Source organism: uncultured Microbacterium sp. (assembly GCF_900078385.1).
GTDB lineage: Bacteria > Actinomycetota > Actinomycetes > Actinomycetales > Microbacteriaceae > Microbacterium.
Window position 1 is genome coordinate 499079 of the sequence record NZ_FLQR01000001.1, and the last position, 14846, is coordinate 513924.

Here is a 14846-nt window from a genome sequence, read left to right on the forward strand (position 1 = left end):
GCAATACCTGAATCACATCTCAGGTACGACTCCCTTCCAATGGTGAAAGGCACGCACATGCGGGTTACGAAGAAGTTGCTCCTGGGGTCCATGGTCGCCACGGCCGCCCTCGCTCTGGCGGCCTGCGCGCCGTCGACCACGACGCCCGGAGGATCCGGCACGGACGACGCCGGCCCCGAGGAGATCACGGTGGGCGTCATCACGAGCGAGACCGGTCCGCTCGCGGGCTATGGGAAGCAGTACCTCGAGGGCTTCAAGGCCGGGCTCGATTACGCGACCGAGGGCACGAACGAGGTCGACGGCACCGCCATCACGATCGACTACCGCGACGACGCGGGCGACCCCGACACCGCGGTCAACCTTGCGAAGGAGCTCATCGGCGAAGGCGTGACGATCCTGGCCGGCAGCGCGTCGTCCGGCGTCGCGCTGGCGGTCGCCGAGCAGGCCGCGCAGAACCAGGTGCTCTTCCTCTCCGGCCCGGCCGCTGCCGACGCCGTCACGGGCGTCAACGACTACACCTTCCGCACCGGTCGGCAGTCCGCGCAGGACGTCGCCACCGCCGGCACGTTCCTCGACGACATCTCCGGCAAGACCGTCACGGTCTTCGCGCAGAACAACGCGTTCGGTCAGGGCAACGAGGCCGCCGTGAAGGCGATCCTCGGCGGCAAGGGCGCGACGGTCAACAGCGTCCTCGTCGCGGAGGACGTGACCGAGTTCACCCCGTTCGCCCAGCAGGTGCTGGCCGCCGAGCCCGACCTCGTCTTCGTCGCGTGGGCCGGTGCCACCTCCGGTGCGATGTGGCAGGCGATGAGCCAGCAGGGCGTCCTCGACGACATCCCCGTGGTCACCGGCCTCGGCGACACCGCCACGTTCGGCGCCTACGGCGAGGCATCCGAGAAGATCAGCTTCCTGAACCACTACTTCGCGGGCGCGCCCGACAACGACGTGAACGCGGCGATGGTCGAGGCCGTCGAAGAAGCCGGCGGCACGCCGGACCTGTTCACCCCGGACGGGTTCAACGCGGCGCTCATGCTGGTGCACGCCATCGAAGAGGGCAAGGGCGATGTGGATGCGATGATCTCGGCGCTGGAGGGCTTCGAGTTCGACGGCCCCAAGGGCGACATGACGGTGCGCGCCGGCGACCACGCCCTGCTCCAGGAGATGTACCAGGTCAAGCTCGTGGCGGACGGCGCCGGCTTCGTGCCGGAGCTCGTGGACACCGTGGCCGCGGACGAGGTCGCTCCGGTCGAGGCGCAGTGAGCCCCGTCCCGTCCGCGCTCCGCATCGAGGGCCTCGGGCTGCAGATCGGCGGAGCGACCATTCTGAAGGATGTCGAGCTCGACATCGCGCCCGGCTCCCTGGTCGGCGTGATCGGCCCGAACGGCGCCGGCAAGACCACGCTCTTCAACGTGATCTCCGGTGTCGCGAAGCCGACGGCGGGCCGGATCCTGATGAACGGCGACGACGTCACCCGCTCGTCCGTGCCCCAGCGGGCGCGGGCGGGACTGGGGCGCACCTTCCAGACCTCGAGTCTCTTCCCGCGGCTGAGCGTGCTGGAGAACGTCCGGCTCGCCGCCCAGGTCTCCCTGGGCGGCAACTACTCGCTCCTGCGGTTCCCGCGCCGGAACGATGCCGCCACGGCGCTCGCCCTCGAGAAGCTCACGCTCGTAGGCCTCACCCACCGGCTCGACACACCCGCCGGCGACATGTCGCACGGCGACAAGCGCAAGCTGGAGATCGCCGTGATCCTCGCGACCGACGCGTCCATCGTGCTCCTGGACGAGCCGATGGCCGGTGTCGCGTCCGGCGACGTCGCGGGCCTCGTGGAGAACATCCGCGACATGCAGCGCGACAAGCAGTGCACGGTGCTGATGGTCGAACACCACATCGACGTGCTCATGGGGCTCGTCGAGAAGGTCGCGGTCATGTACGCCGGGTCGATCATCGCCTTCGACACGCCCCAGAAGATCATGGAGAACCCCACCGTGCAGAGCGCCTACCTCGGGACCGCGGCATGACGGCGCCGATCCTCACGGTCGAGCACCTGTCCGCGTCCATCGCCGGCCAGCAGGTCGTGGAGGACGTCACCTTCTCCGTGCCCGCCACGGGCATCACGGCCGTCCTCGGGCGAAACGGCGTCGGCAAGACCTCGACCCTCCGCGGCATCCTCGGACTCATCCACCGGCGGGGCGCCGTGACCCTGGCGGGAGAGCGCATCGACGGCCTCCCGACCCATCGGATCGTGCAGCGCGGCGTCGGCTACGTGCCGGAGGACCGCGAGGTCTTCGCGAAGCTCACGGTCGCCGAGAACCTCGCCCTCGCCGAGCGCGGCAAGAACCCGCGCCGCGAGTTCGTCGCGGAGCTCTTCCCGGACCTCGTCGCCCGGCGGGGTCAGATGGCCGGGACGCTCTCCGGCGGCCAGCAGCAGATGGTCTCCGTCGCCCGCGCGCTCCTCAACGAGAACGTCCTCCTGCTCGTGGACGAGCCGACGAAGGGCCTCGCCCCGCGCATCGTCGCCGAAGTCGCCGACGCGCTGCAGGAGGCCGCCACCATCGTGCCGATCCTCCTCGTGGAGCAGAACCTCGACGTCGTCCGCCAGCTCGCCGACGACGCCATCGTCATCGCCGGGGGCCGCGTCGTGCACACGGGACCGGCCCGCGAGATCCTCGACGACCGTGCCCTCACGATGCGCCTGCTCGGCGTCAGCGCGGAGGTGCACGCATGAGCAGCCTCGTGCTCATCCTCCTCACCGGCATCGGACTCGGCGCGCTGTACTTCCTGGTCGCCTCGGGCCTCAGCCTCATCTACGGACTCATGCACGTGCTCAACTTCGCGCACGGCGCGTTCCTCACCCTCAGCGCCTTCATCGGCTGGCAGGTCGCGCAGGGCCTCGGGACGGCATCGTGGGGATCCTTCCTCCTCTCGATCCTCGCGGGCGCCGCCGTCGGCGCGGTCTTCGCGACGCTCACCGAGCTCATCCTCATCCGCCCGCTCTACGAGCGGCACATCGAGCAGGTGCTCGTCACGGTCGGCCTCTCCTTCGCCGCCGTCGCCCTCTTCGAGGGCATCTGGGGGACGGATGCCATCAACATCGCCGGACCCCCGTGGCTCAAGGGCACGACGGACGTCCTCGGTGCCAGGATCCCCAACACCTACTGGGTGCTCATGATCGCCGCCGCGATCGTGCTGGTCGCGCTCGTGCTGTTCCTGCAGAAGACGCGGTACGGCATGATCATCCGCGCCGGCGTCGAGAACCGCGCGATGGTGACGGCGCTCGGCATCGACGTGCGGAAGAGCTTCACCCTCGTCTTCGCGATCGGCGGCGCCGCAGCCGGAATCGGCGGCGTGCTCGCGATGCACTACTCGACCTTCGTGTCGGCCCACCTCGGGGCGACGCTCCTCATCTTCGCGTTCATCGTCACGGTCATCGGGGGCCTCGGCTCCCTGACGGGCGCCGCGATCGCGTCCGTCCTCGTGGCCGTGCTCCAGCAGTTCGCGAACTTCTACCTGGAGGGCACCGGCGACTTCATCGTCGTCGTCCTGCTGGCCCTCGTGCTGCTCGTCCGCCCGCGCGGACTCATGGGGAGGACCGCATGACCGTCACGACAGGCGTTCCGACGCTCATCCCCGGCCGCAGGGGCGTCGCGCTGCCGTTCATCGTCGGTGCGGCCCTGGTCCTCGTCATGGCGGTGCTGCCGCTCCTGAACATCTCGCTCCCGGGGATCCTCCCGGGCCCGACCTACACGCCCGGGAGCCTCGCGCTGCTGTCGCTGTGCATGGTGTTCGCGGCTCTCGCGCTGTCGTACAACCTGCTCCTGGGGACGGCGGGGATGCTGTCGTTCGGCCACGCGCTGTACTTCGGAGCGGGTGCGTACGGGCTCGGCATCGCCCTCCGCTACCTCGACGTGCCGCTCTGGCCCGGCATCCTCATCGCCCTCGTGGGGGGCCTCCTCATCGCCGTCGTCACGGGCGCCGTGTCGATGCGCGTGGCCGGCATCCCCTTCGCGATGGTGACCCTCGCCTTCGCGCAGGCGGGCTCCGTGCTGGTCCGGCGCAATCAGCAGGTCACCGGCGGCGAGGAGGGGATGCGGCTTCCCATCGCCCAGGTGCCGGAGTGGCTCGTCGGAGTCGTGAACACGCGGAACCTGTACTGGTTCGCGCTCATCGTGCTCGTGATCGTCTACCTCGTCGTGCTGTGGGTGGACCGGTCGCGCCTGGGACACCTCGCCGAGGCGACGCGGGAGAACGAGCTGCGTGTGCAGGTGCTGGGGCTGCGCCCGTACACCGCCAAGCTCATCGTCTTCGTCGTCGCGGCGGGGTGCGCCGCTCTGGCCGGCGTCGCCTACATGCTCCTGCAATCCGGGACGCAGCCGAGCGCGGTCGGGGCCGATCTGACGATCACGGTGCTCGTCATGGTCGTGCTCGGTGGCGTCGGGTTCCGCTGGGGTGCGATTGTGGGAGGCGTGCTCTACACGATCCTCGACCAGCGACTCACGGCGCTGGCGCGGGCGGAGTGGATCGGGACGTTGCCGGACGTCCTGCGCATCCCGCTCTCCGAGCCGCTGTTCCTCCTCGGCGTGCTGTTCATCCTCGTCGTGATGTTCCTGCCCGGCGGCATCGCGGGCACCGTCGACGCCGCGATCCGCCGGCGCCGCGGCGAGCGGACGCGGACCCAGCTGCGCCAGCTCGGCGACACCCCCGCCGAGGCCGACGCACCCGTGGAGGTGCGCGCGTGACCGACCTGGGGATGGATCAGGGCGGCGACGGCCCGCACACGGTCGGGCGATGGCTCGCCGACCGTGCCGCCGCGACGCCCGACCGGACCGCCATCGACGACCGCGGCGTCACGATCGGCTATGCCGAACTCGACGACCGCGCGCGCGAGCTCGCCCTCCGCCTGCGCCGCGCGGGGTACGGCCCGGGCGATCGCCTGGCGACGGTCTCCGGCAACTCGATCGAGCACGTCGTCGCGTTCTTCGCGTGCGCCCGCACCGGCATCGCCTTCGTCCCGCTGTCCTGGCGGCTCGCGCCGCGGGAGCTCGGCGAGGCCCTCGAACGCTCCGACCCCGCGCTCGTCCTCGTCGAGGACGAATACGTCGGGGTCGCCTCCGAGGCGCTCCGCCGACTCGCCGTCCGTCCGCCCGTCGCGCTCCTCGGCACGACCGAGGTCGAGGCCGCCGTCCCCGCCAAGATCGGGCCCGCGGCGCCCGTCCGGCCCGTCCAGGACGACGATGCCCTGCTCGTCGTCTACACGTCGGGCAGCGAGGCCGCCCCCAAGGGCGTCGTGCTCTCGCACGCGAACTGCTTCTGGAACAATCTCGCCCTCGCCGGAGCCATGCAGCTCACCGCCGACGACGTCGTGCTCGCGATGCTGCCGCAGTTCCACGTCGCGGCATGGAACGTGCAGCCGCTCCTCGCCTGGTGGGTCGGGGCGACGGTCGTGCTCGAGCGCTCGTTCCAGCCGACCCGCGTCCTGCAGCTCATCGTCGAGCGCGGGGTGACGGCCATGATGGGCGTTCCCACGCAGTACCGTCAGCTCGCCGACGATCCGCGGTTCGGCCCCGCCGCCCTGCAGCGCCTCCGCATCGCGCTCGTCGGTGGGGCGACGATGCCCCCCGACCTCGCCGCCGCGTGGGCGCGGGCCGGCGTGCCGCTCACCCAGGGCTACGGACTCACCGAGGCCGCGCCCAACGTCCTCGTCCTCCCGGCCGCGGAGGCGCTGCGTCATCCCGGCGCCGTCGGCCGCCCCTACCCGCACGTCGACGTCTGCGTCGTCGACCCCGCGACTCTGCTGCCCCTGGAGGGAGCGGCGACGGGGGAGCTGTGGGTGCGGGGCCCGAGCGTCTTCCGCGGCTACCTCCACGACGACGCGGCGACGGCGCGCGCCCGGCATGGGGAGTGGCTCCGCACCGGCGACATCGTCCGCCGCGATGCGGACGGTGTCTTCACGATCGTGGACCGGCTGAAGGACATCTACATCTCCGGCGGTGAGAACGTCGCGCCCGCCGAGGTCGAGCGCGCCCTGCGGCTGCATCCGGCGATCGTCGACGCCGCCGTCGTGGGCGTTCCCGATCCGGTCTGGGGCGAGCGCGGCGTCGCGTTCGTCGTGCGCCGCCCCGGTGCCGCGCTCGGCGAGGACGAGGTGCTCGCGCATGCGCGAGCCGAGCTGGCGGGATTCAAGGTCCCCGTGCGCATCGGGTTCCTCGACGAGCTGCCCCGCTCGACCATCGAGAAGATCGCCCGCGCGGCGCTGCGCGAGAGCGCCGCCGCACTGATCGAGGAGGACGCCCATGAGCGCCGCTGACGACGTCGAGACCCTCGATCAGATGCCGGCCACACTGTCGGCGACGACGGGCAAGCCCCTCACGAAGCGCGGGGAGGCGACGCGCCGCAAGCTCCTGGAGGCGGCGGAGGTCGTCTTCGCGGCCGTCGGCTACCATGAGGCGTCGATCGTCAAGATCACCGAGCGCGCCGGCATCGGACTCGGCACGTTCTACCTCTACTTCGACGGCAAGCAGCAGATCTTCGAGGAGCTCGTCGTCGACCTCAACCGGCGCGTCCGCCACTCGATGGCCGAGGCCATGGCGGGCGCCGCGAACCGCATCGAGGCCGAGCGTGCGGGTTTCGAGGGCTTCTTCCGCTTCACCGCCGCGCACCCGGCCCTGTACCGCGTCGTGCGGGAGGCCGAGTTCGTCTCACCGGAGACCCTGCGCCTGCATTACACGCGCATCGTCGAGGGGTATGAGGCGGGCCTGCGCGCCGCACAGGACGGCGGTGACGTCGACGACCGGCTCGATCCCGAGGTCACGGCCTGGGCGCTCATGGGCGCGGGCGAGCTCATCGGCATGCGGTTCCTGCTCTGGGAGCGGGATGCCGACGGCAAGCCGCCGGTGGCGATGCCGGCCGAGGTGATCGACCACATGATGCGGTTCATCGACAACGCGCTGGCGACGCGGACGAGCAAGGGAGAAGCGGATGACTGAGCAGGATCTCGCGGGCCGGCGTGCCCTCATCACGGGTGCGGGCAGCGGCATCGGGCTCGCCTGCGCGCACGAGTTCGCCGCGCGCGGGGCACACGTGATCGTCGCCGACTTCAACGCCGAGGCCGCCGCGGCGGCGGCCGCCGCCGTCGCGGGGGAGTCGTGGGTCGTGGACCTGTCCGACACCGCGGCCCAGGAGCGGCTCGACCTCGACGTCGACATCCTCGTCAACAACGCCGGCGTCCAGACCGTCGCGCCGATCCACGAGTTCGACCCGGAGCGGTTCCGCTTCATGCATCGCCTCATGGTCGAGTCCCCGTTCCTGCTGATCCGGGCGGTGCTGCCGAGGATGTACGAGCGGTCCTGGGGGCGCATCATCAACATCTCGAGCGTGCACGGCCTGCGTGCGAGCGCCTACAAGTCGGCGTACGTGTCGGCCAAGCACGCTCTGGAGGGGCTCTCGAAGGTGACGGCGCTCGAAGGAGGGCCGCACGGTGTCACGAGCAACTGCATCAATCCCGCCTACGTGCGGACGCCCCTCGTGGAGAAGCAGATCGCCGACCAGGCGAGGCTGCACGGCATCGACGAGGACGAGGTCGTGGAGAAGATCATGCTCACCGAGACGGCCGTGAAGCGCCTCGTCGAGGCCGACGAGGTCGCCTCGCTGGCGGGATGGCTGGCGTCCGACCGTGCCGGCATGGTCACCGGCGCAAGCTACACACTGGACGGCGGGTGGACGGCGCGATGACCGCGTCGTATCGCACGGTCGATGTGCCCGTCCGCGGCGGCGACCTGCGGGTGGGGATCTGGGGGGACGACACCCCCGACGCCCCGACCGTGGTCGCGGTGCACGGTGTCACGGCCTCGCATCTCGCGTGGCAGCTCGTCGCCGACGCGCTGCCGGGCGTGCGTATCGTCGCGCCCGACCTGCGCGGCCGCGGGCGGAGCAACGAGCTCACCGGTCCGGCGGGGATGGCCGCGCACGCGGACGACCTCGCCGCGGTGGTCGCGCACCTGGACATCCCGGCCGGGCTCGTCGTCGGGCACTCGATGGGAGGCTTCGTGGCGGTCGCGTTCGCGCACCGGCATCCGCACCTCCTCTCCCGACTCCTGCTCGTCGACGGCGGGCTGCCGCTGTCGACGCCGCCGGGGCTCTCCGGCGACCAGCTCGTCGCCGCGATCCTCGGCCCGACCGCGGAGCGCCTGTCGATGCGCTTCCCCGACCTCGACGCCTACCTCGCCCTGTGGCGCGCGCATCCGGCGTTTGCGGCGGACTGGACGGCGGAGCTGGAGGCCTACCTGGCGTACGACCTCGTGCCGGACGGCGCGCGGCTGCGCCCCGCGACGAGCTACCGGACCACGCTCGAGGACACCGTCGATCTCAACACCGGGTCGACCGTCACCGATGCCCTCGGCGCGCTCGCTCACCCGACGCGCCTGGTCACCGTGCCGCGGGGGCTGCGGAACGAGGAGCCCGGCCTCTACGCGCCCGATCACCTCGCCCGCCTGCTGGGGACCTACCCCGCCGTCCGGCACGAGCGCTGGGAGGGCCTCAACCACTACACCGTCGTCATGTCCGAGCCCGGCGCCGGACGCGTGGCGACAGCCGTGCGGGAGGAGCTCAGCGCGCTCGGCTGACGCCGCGCCGCGCCGATGCGATCCGCGTCGTCAGCTGGTGTGCGTGGGCGAGCAGTGTGCGGCCGAGGAGCGGCAGGCGGTCGGGTCCGAACCTGAACCCCACGCCCGTGAGGCTCAGCGCCCACGCGGGGCTCCCGGACTGGTCGAACACGGCCGCGCCGATGCCCCAGCTGCCCTCCACGATGAGGCCCGGGTTCACGGCGTAGCCGCGGTCGCGCGTCTCCGCGAGACGCCCGCGCAGGACGTCCGCATCGTGGGAAGCCCCCCAGGTCGTGGCGAGCTCGGCATGCCGGGCCAGGTATGCCTCACCCTCCGCCTCGGGCAGGAACGCGAGGATGGCGAGCCCCGCCGACGCGACACCGAGCGGGAAGCGCACGCCTTCGCTCAGCACGAACGAGCGGATGGGGAAGGAGCCCTCCTCGCGGAGGAGGCACACGGTCTCATCGCCTCGCCGGACCGAGAGGAACGCGCTCTCCTCGGTCTTCACGGCGAGCGAACGCACGATGTCGCCTGCGAGGTGGGTCACGTCATAGCGGGCCGCGGCGACCGAGCCCATGAGGAACAGCTCGGGTCCGGGCATCCAGCGCGACGTCCGCTCGTCCTGATCGACGAGCCCCTCCGCGCGCAGCGCCGAGAGCAGTCGGTGGGCCGTGGACCGCGAGAGGCCGGCGTCGCGCGCGAGCTCCTGCACGCCGCGTCCGGCCTCGCCGCCGGCGGTCACGAGGCGGAGAAGCGAGGCGGCGCGGGCGATCGCCTGCGCGCCCGGCACGGTCGTCGTCGCGGTGTCCACATGATGGACACTAAGCCGTCGCCTTCCCACATGGCAAACCTCCCCTTGGCGTTCCCGCGGTGCGGGGCGATGCTGGGGGGGACGACACGAGGGAGTGCAGTGTGATCGACAAGACGTTCGCGTCGGCGGCAGAGGCCGTCGCCGACATCCCGGATGGGGCATCGCTGGCCGTCGGCGGCTTCGGGCTCTCCGGCAATCCCATCGCCCTCATCGAGGCGCTCCTCGCGCAGGGGACGACCGACCTGTCGATCGTCTCCAACAACTGCGGAGTCGACGACTGGGGACTCGGGGTGCTGCTGAACGCGAAGCGCATCCGCAAGATGACGTCGTCGTACGTGGGGGAGAACAAGGAGTTCGAGAGGCAGTTCCTCAGCGGCGAGCTCGAGCTCGAGCTCACCCCGCAGGGCACGCTCGCCGAGAAGCTGCGCGCCGGCGGTTCGGGCATCGCGGCCTTCTACACGCAGACCGGTGTCGGCACCCAGGTCGCCGAGGGTGGTCTCCCGCGCAAGTACGACGGCGAGGGCGGGATCGCCGTGGCCTCGCCCGTCAAGGACGTCCGCAGCTTCGAGCTCAACGGCCGCGCGGGCGACTACGTGCTGGAGGAGGCCATCGTCACGGACTTCGCGCTCGTGCACGCCGCCGCCGGCGACACGCACGGCAACCTCATCTTCAACAAGGCCGCGCGCAACTTCAATCCGCTCGCCGCGATGGGCGGCCGCATCTGCATCGTGCAGGTGGAGGAGCTGTTCCAGCCGGGCGAGCTGGACCCCGACCGCATCCACCTGCCCGGCATCTACGTCCATCGCATCGTCGAGGTCGGCACGGACATCGAGAAGCGGATCGAGCGCCGCACGGTCTCCGTCGCCCAGGCGCTCAGCCGCGACATCCCCGAAGGAGCCTGACATGGCGCTGTCCCGCACCGAGATGGCTGCGCGCGCCGCGGCCGAGCTCTCCGACGGCTCGTACGTCAATCTGGGCATCGGCCTCCCGACGCTCGTGCCGAACCACGTGCCGGACGGCGTCACGGTCGTCCTGCAGTCCGAGAACGGGATCCTCGGCGTCGGACCGTACCCGACCGAGGACGCCGTGGACCCCGACCTCATCAACGCGGGCAAGGAGACCGTCACGGTCCTCCCGGGCGCGGCGTACTTCGACTCCGCGACGAGCTTCGGGATGATCCGCGGCGGCAAGATCGACGCCGCGATCCTCGGCGCGATGCAGGTCTCCGCCTCGGGGGACCTCGCGAACTGGATGATCCCCGGGAAGATGGTCAAGGGCCCGGGCGGGGCCATGGACCTCGTGCACGGCGCCGCGCAGGTCATCGTCCTGATGGAGCACACCGCGAAGGACGGCTCGCCCAAGATCGTCCGCCAATGCTCGCTGCCCCTCACCGGCCGCGGCGTCGTCGATCGCATCATCACCGACCTCGCGGTCATCGATGTGACGCCCGACGGGCTCGTGCTCGTCGAGACGGCGCCCGGTGTCACGGTCGACGAGGTCGTCGCCGCCACCGAGCCCGAGCTGCGCGTGCCGGACGAGCTTAGGGTGGACGCATGAACACCGACGACGTCGTCATCGTGGCCGCCGCGCGCACCGCGCAGGGCCGACTCAAGGGCCAGCTCGCCTCTTTCACGGCTCCGCAGCTCGGCGGCTTCGCGATCGCCGGAGCGCTCGCGCAGGGCGGCATCCCCGCCGACGCGGTGGACGCCGTGATCATGGGCCAGGTGCTCCCGGCGGGCTCCGGCCAGAACCCCGCGCGCCAGGCCGCGATCGCCGGCGGGATCGGCTGGGACGTGCCGGCATCCTCGGTCAACAAGGTGTGCCTGTCGGGTCTCACGGCCATCATCGACGCGAAGCGCATGATCCAGACGGGCGACGCGACCGTCGTCGTCGCGGGCGGCATGGAGTCGATGACGCGCGCGCCGCATCTGCTCATGGGCTCGCGCGACGGCTGGACGTACGGCTCGGTCGAGGTGCTGGACCACATGGCCTTCGACGGTCTCACCGACGCGTACGACAAGGAGAGCATGGGCGCCTCCACGGAGCGGCTGAACGCCTCCTACGAGGTGACGCGCGCCGGGCAGGACCGGGTCGCGGCACTCTCGCACCAGCGCGCCGCCGCCGCCGCGGACGCCGGGGTCTTCGACGCGGAGATCGTGCCCGTCGAGGTGCCGCAGCGCAAGGGCGAGCCGATCCGCGTGACAGCGGACGAGGGCGTCCGTCCAGGGACCACCGAGGAGACGCTCGCCGGTCTCCGCCCCGCGTTCAGCGCGGACGGGTCGATCACGGCGGGCAACTCGTCGCAGATCTCCGACGGCGCCGCCGCCGTGATCGTCACGAGCCGCGCGCACGCCGATGCGCAGGGCTGGACCGTCCTCGCCGTCGTCGGAGCGTCGGGCCAGGTCGCCGGCCCCGACAACTCGCTGCACGCGCAGCCCGCCCGCGCGATCGAGAAGGCGCTGCGCAGGGGCGGCCTCACGGCGGGTGACCTGGACCTCGTGGAGATCAACGAGGCCTTCGGCGCCGTCGTCGCCCGATCGCAGGCGGAGCTGGGTCTGTCCGAGGACGTCGTCAACATTCACGGGGGCGGCATCGCGATCGGGCACCCGATCGGCGCGTCCGGCTGCCGGCTCGTCGTCCACGCCGTGCACGAACTCGTGCGGCGCGGCACGGGCACCGCCGCGGTGGGCCTGTGCGGAGGCGGCGGTCAGGGAGAAGCGCTTATCCTGAGTCGGTGAACGCTCGCCCCGAGCGTCGACGATCCTCGAGGAGCTTCCATGTGCCGACCCGTCTCGTGTGAGAGCTGCGGCAAGACCACCTGGGCCGGCTGCGGCGAGCACATCGAGCAGGCACTCGCGGGCGTCGGGCCCGCCGAGCGCTGCGCCTGCGCGCGCGACTGAGTCGCGCCGCGCCCCGGCGTCAGCGCTGGAGGCGGCGCTTGAGGAGCTTCTGCTCGTCGCCGGCGACCGGCGAGTCCTGCGCGATGAGCGTGCCGCGCGAGGCGCGCCGCGCGTCGACGATCGCCCCGACCGCCAGGGCCAGCGTGATGCCCCAGCTGAGCCAGGCGAGGGCGATGCGCCAGGTGAACGGCTCGTTGCCGCGGACGCCGCGCAGCAGCGCGAGGCCGCCCGTGACGGCGGAGATGATCCCGGTTCCGAAGAGGTACTTGCGCATGCGCTCCACGCTACCCGGCGGATGCGCGCGACGCGCGGCTTGTTAGCCTGGACGTTCGCACCGAGAGGATCATCGTGACCGACCACGCTGCCGTGTCCGATTTCGTCGTCGTCTCCAATCGCCTCCCCGTCGATCGCACGGACGACCCCGACGAGCCGTGGCGGCGGTCGCCCGGCGGACTCGTGACGGCGCTCGCTCCGTTCATGCGCAGGACGGACGGCGCGTGGGTGGGCTGGCCCGGGCAGCCCGGCGTCGAGCTCGAGCCGTTCGAGACGGACGGGATGCAGCTCGTCCCCGTGACCCTCAGCGCCGAGGACGTCGAGCTGTATTACGAGGGTTTCTCCAACGACACCATCTGGCCGCTCTACCACGACGTCATCTCGCCGCCCCGGTACCGCCGGGAGTGGTGGCAGGCGTACGTGCGGGTCAACCGCCGCTTCGCCGAGGCGGCCGCGACCGCTGCGGCCGACGGCGGGACGGTCTGGGTGCACGACTACCAGCTGCAGCTCGTCCCGAAGCTCCTCCGGGAGCTGCGGCCCGACCTCGTGATCGGCTACTTCCACCACATCCCGTTCCCGGCATACGGCCTCTACTCGCAGCTGCCCTGGCGGCGCCAGGTGCTCGAGGGGCTGCTCGGCGCCGACGTCATCGGGTTCCAGCGCGTCGCGGATGCGAGCAACTTCGCGCGGTCGGTGCGGCGTCAGCTGCGCTACGACACGAAGGCCACCGGCATCACCGTCCCGCGGGCCGGCGGGGGAGAGCGGCTCGCGCTCGCGAAGGCGTTCCCCATCTCCATCGACGTCGACGACTACGTCCAGCTCGCACACAGTCCCGCCGTCCAGGCGCGCGCCGCGGAGATCCGGGAGAGCCTCGGCAACCCGAAGAAGGTCCTGCTGGGCGTCGACCGCCTCGACTACACGAAGGGCATCGGGCACCGGCTGAAGGCCTTCGGCGAGCTGCTGGACGACGGCCGCCTCGAGGTGGAGGACGTCACGCTCATCCAGGTCGCGAGCCCCAGCCGGGAGCGCGTCGACGCCTACATGCAGCTGCGCGACGAGGTGGAGCTCGCCGTCGGGCGCATCAACGGCTCCGTCGACACCGTGGGGCACACCGCCATCCGGTACCTGCACCAGTCCTTCCCGCGGGAGGAGATGGTCGCCCTCTATCTCGTCGCCGACGTCATGCTCGTCACCGCCCTCCGCGACGGCATGAACCTCGTCGCGAAGGAATACGTCGCCAGCCGGATCGACAACCGCGGCGTCCTCGTCCTCAGCGAGTTCGCCGGCGCCGCCGACGAGCTCGGCAGCGCCCTCCGCATCAACCCGCACGACATCGACGCGCTCAAGGACGAGATCGTCCGCGCGATCGAGATGACGCCGGCCGAGCAGGGCCGGCGCATGCGGGCGCTGCGCAAGCGGGTGGCCGAGCACACCGTCGACGACTGGTCGCGCGACTTCCTCGCGGCGCTGGATGCCGCGCGGCAGGCCCGCGCATGACGCTCGACGCCGACCTGGCCGCGCTCGCGCGGACGGCCACCCTCCTCGTGGCGCTCGACTTCGACGGGACGCTCGCGCCGCTGCAGGACGAGCCGATGCGCTCCCGCATGCTCCCGGAGGCGCGGACGGCGCTGGACCGCCTGGCGGCGCTTCCGGAGACCGCGGTGGCACTCGTGTCGGGGCGGACGCTCGCGCACCTCGAGGAGATCTCCGAGCACAGCGCCGACTCGCGCATCCATCTCGCGGGCTCGCATGGCGCGGAGTTCTGGCACCCGGACGACCCGGGCGACGACTCGGCCCCGGAGGACACGACTCTCCGCGACGCGCTCACCCACCGCGCGGAGGGCATCGTCGAGCCCCTCGAGGGCGCGTGGATCGAACCGAAGATCTTCGGCTTCGGGCTGCACACGCGCCTGGCCGCCGACGCGGATGCCGTGGCCGCCACCACGGCGATCGACGCGCTCGTCGCGGAGGAGGCGCCCACGTGGCGTCGTCGCGTCGGGCAGGACATCCTCGAGTTCGCCTCGCGGCAGGAGGGGAAGGACTCGGCCGTCCGGGCGCTCCGGGACCGCGTGGGGGCGACCGCCGTCCTGTTCGCCGGCGACGACGTCACCGACGAGGACGCGCTGGCCGCGCTGGAGCCGCAGGACCTCGGAATCCGGGTCGGCGCGGGCGAGACCGCGGCACGGCAGCGGGTTCCGGATGCCGCCGCCCTGGCCGCCGCGCTGACGCGGCTCGCGGAGCTCCGCGGAGCGCGATGAGCGGCCG

The 14846-nt window shown here is 71.7% G+C and carries 17 protein-coding genes; 15 read left to right on the plus strand and 2 right to left on the minus strand.

From position 1 onward, the window contains the following. The first annotated feature begins 57 nt into the window (after positions 1 to 57). The 9 genes from QZL85_RS02445 to QZL85_RS02485 are packed head-to-tail and all read left to right on the plus strand — an operon-like array spanning position 58 to position 8618. Positions 58 to 1260: a substrate-binding domain-containing protein gene (locus QZL85_RS02445; protein WP_295573154.1), complete on the plus strand. Its 1203-nt coding sequence runs from the start codon at positions 58 to 60 to the stop codon at positions 1258 to 1260. Beyond that, on the plus strand, positions 1257 to 2018 hold the full coding sequence (locus QZL85_RS02450) for an ABC transporter ATP-binding protein (protein WP_295573156.1): 762 nt from the start codon (positions 1257 to 1259) through the stop codon (positions 2016 to 2018). The genes QZL85_RS02445 and QZL85_RS02450 overlap by 4 nt, the downstream gene beginning before the upstream one ends. Further along, positions 2015 to 2725 carry an ABC transporter ATP-binding protein gene (locus QZL85_RS02455; protein WP_295573159.1) on the plus strand — a complete coding sequence of 237 codons (711 nt, stop codon included), beginning with the start codon at positions 2015 to 2017 and terminating at the stop codon, positions 2723 to 2725. The genes QZL85_RS02450 and QZL85_RS02455 overlap by 4 nt, the downstream gene beginning before the upstream one ends. After that, positions 2722 to 3597, plus strand: coding sequence for a branched-chain amino acid ABC transporter permease (locus QZL85_RS02460; protein ID WP_295573162.1), 876 nt, complete (start codon positions 2722 to 2724; stop codon positions 3595 to 3597). Before QZL85_RS02455 ends, QZL85_RS02460 begins: the two co-directional genes overlap by 4 nt. Then, positions 3594 to 4736, plus strand: coding sequence for a branched-chain amino acid ABC transporter permease (locus QZL85_RS02465; protein WP_295573165.1), 1143 nt, complete (start codon positions 3594 to 3596; stop codon positions 4734 to 4736). Before QZL85_RS02460 ends, QZL85_RS02465 begins: the two co-directional genes overlap by 4 nt. Positions 4737 to 4747: 11 nt before the next feature. Then, positions 4748 to 6304 carry a class I adenylate-forming enzyme family protein gene (locus QZL85_RS02470; RefSeq protein ID WP_295573926.1) on the plus strand — a complete coding sequence of 519 codons (1557 nt, stop codon included), beginning with the start codon at positions 4748 to 4750 and terminating at the stop codon, positions 6302 to 6304. Positions 6305 to 6326: 22 nt separating this feature from the next. Further along, positions 6327 to 6983 (plus strand): TetR/AcrR family transcriptional regulator, encoded by a 657-nt coding sequence (locus QZL85_RS02475; protein WP_295573929.1) that lies wholly within the window; start codon positions 6327 to 6329, stop codon positions 6981 to 6983. Continuing rightward, positions 6976 to 7728 (plus strand): 3-hydroxybutyrate dehydrogenase, encoded by a 753-nt coding sequence (locus tag QZL85_RS02480; protein WP_295573167.1) that lies wholly within the window; start codon positions 6976 to 6978, stop codon positions 7726 to 7728. Before QZL85_RS02475 ends, QZL85_RS02480 begins: the two co-directional genes overlap by 8 nt. Then, positions 7725 to 8618 carry an alpha/beta hydrolase gene (locus QZL85_RS02485; RefSeq protein ID WP_295573169.1) on the plus strand — a complete coding sequence of 298 codons (894 nt, stop codon included), beginning with the start codon at positions 7725 to 7727 and terminating at the stop codon, positions 8616 to 8618. Before QZL85_RS02480 ends, QZL85_RS02485 begins: the two co-directional genes overlap by 4 nt. Here QZL85_RS02485 and QZL85_RS02490 read toward each other — a convergent pair. Next, positions 8602 to 9408: an IclR family transcriptional regulator gene (locus QZL85_RS02490; protein ID WP_295573172.1), complete on the minus strand. Its 807-nt coding sequence runs from the start codon at positions 9406 to 9408 to the stop codon at positions 8602 to 8604. The two genes, QZL85_RS02485 and QZL85_RS02490, sit on opposite strands and share 17 nt — an antisense overlap. A 101-nt stretch (positions 9409 to 9509) precedes the next feature. Here QZL85_RS02490 and QZL85_RS02495 point away from each other — a divergent pair, with 101 nt between their 5' ends. The 4 genes from QZL85_RS02495 to QZL85_RS02510 are packed head-to-tail and all read left to right on the plus strand — an operon-like array spanning position 9510 to position 12308. Next, the gene (locus QZL85_RS02495) at positions 9510 to 10310 is read left to right on the plus strand and encodes a CoA transferase subunit A (RefSeq protein WP_295573174.1); all 801 of its coding nucleotides are present in this window, start codon (positions 9510 to 9512) and stop codon (positions 10308 to 10310) included. A gap of 1 nt (position 10311) precedes the next feature. Further along, positions 10312 to 10965: a CoA transferase subunit B gene (locus QZL85_RS02500; protein ID WP_295573177.1), complete on the plus strand. Its 654-nt coding sequence runs from the start codon at positions 10312 to 10314 to the stop codon at positions 10963 to 10965. Continuing rightward, positions 10962 to 12146: an acetyl-CoA C-acetyltransferase gene (locus tag QZL85_RS02505; protein WP_295573180.1), complete on the plus strand. Its 1185-nt coding sequence runs from the start codon at positions 10962 to 10964 to the stop codon at positions 12144 to 12146. Before QZL85_RS02500 ends, QZL85_RS02505 begins: the two co-directional genes overlap by 4 nt. Before the next feature lie 39 nt (positions 12147 to 12185). Next, a complete protein-coding gene (locus tag QZL85_RS02510) occupies positions 12186 to 12308 on the plus strand; it encodes a hypothetical protein (protein WP_295573183.1) in 123 nt (40 codons plus the stop codon). A 19-nt stretch (positions 12309 to 12327) separates the two neighbouring features. Here QZL85_RS02510 and QZL85_RS02515 read toward each other — a convergent pair whose 3' ends face one another. Continuing rightward, positions 12328 to 12582: a hypothetical protein gene (locus QZL85_RS02515; RefSeq protein WP_295573186.1), complete on the minus strand. Its 255-nt coding sequence runs from the start codon at positions 12580 to 12582 to the stop codon at positions 12328 to 12330. A 74-nt stretch (positions 12583 to 12656) separates the two neighbouring features. On the opposite strand from QZL85_RS02515, the gene QZL85_RS02520 reads away from it, so the two are divergent. Next, positions 12657 to 14078: a trehalose-6-phosphate synthase gene (locus QZL85_RS02520; protein WP_295573189.1), complete on the plus strand. Its 1422-nt coding sequence runs from the start codon at positions 12657 to 12659 to the stop codon at positions 14076 to 14078. Then, positions 14075 to 14839, plus strand: a complete 765-nt coding sequence (gene otsB, locus QZL85_RS02525) for a trehalose-phosphatase (RefSeq protein ID WP_295573193.1) — start codon at positions 14075 to 14077, stop codon at positions 14837 to 14839. Before QZL85_RS02520 ends, otsB begins: the two co-directional genes overlap by 4 nt. Positions 14840 to 14846 lie beyond the last annotated feature (7 nt).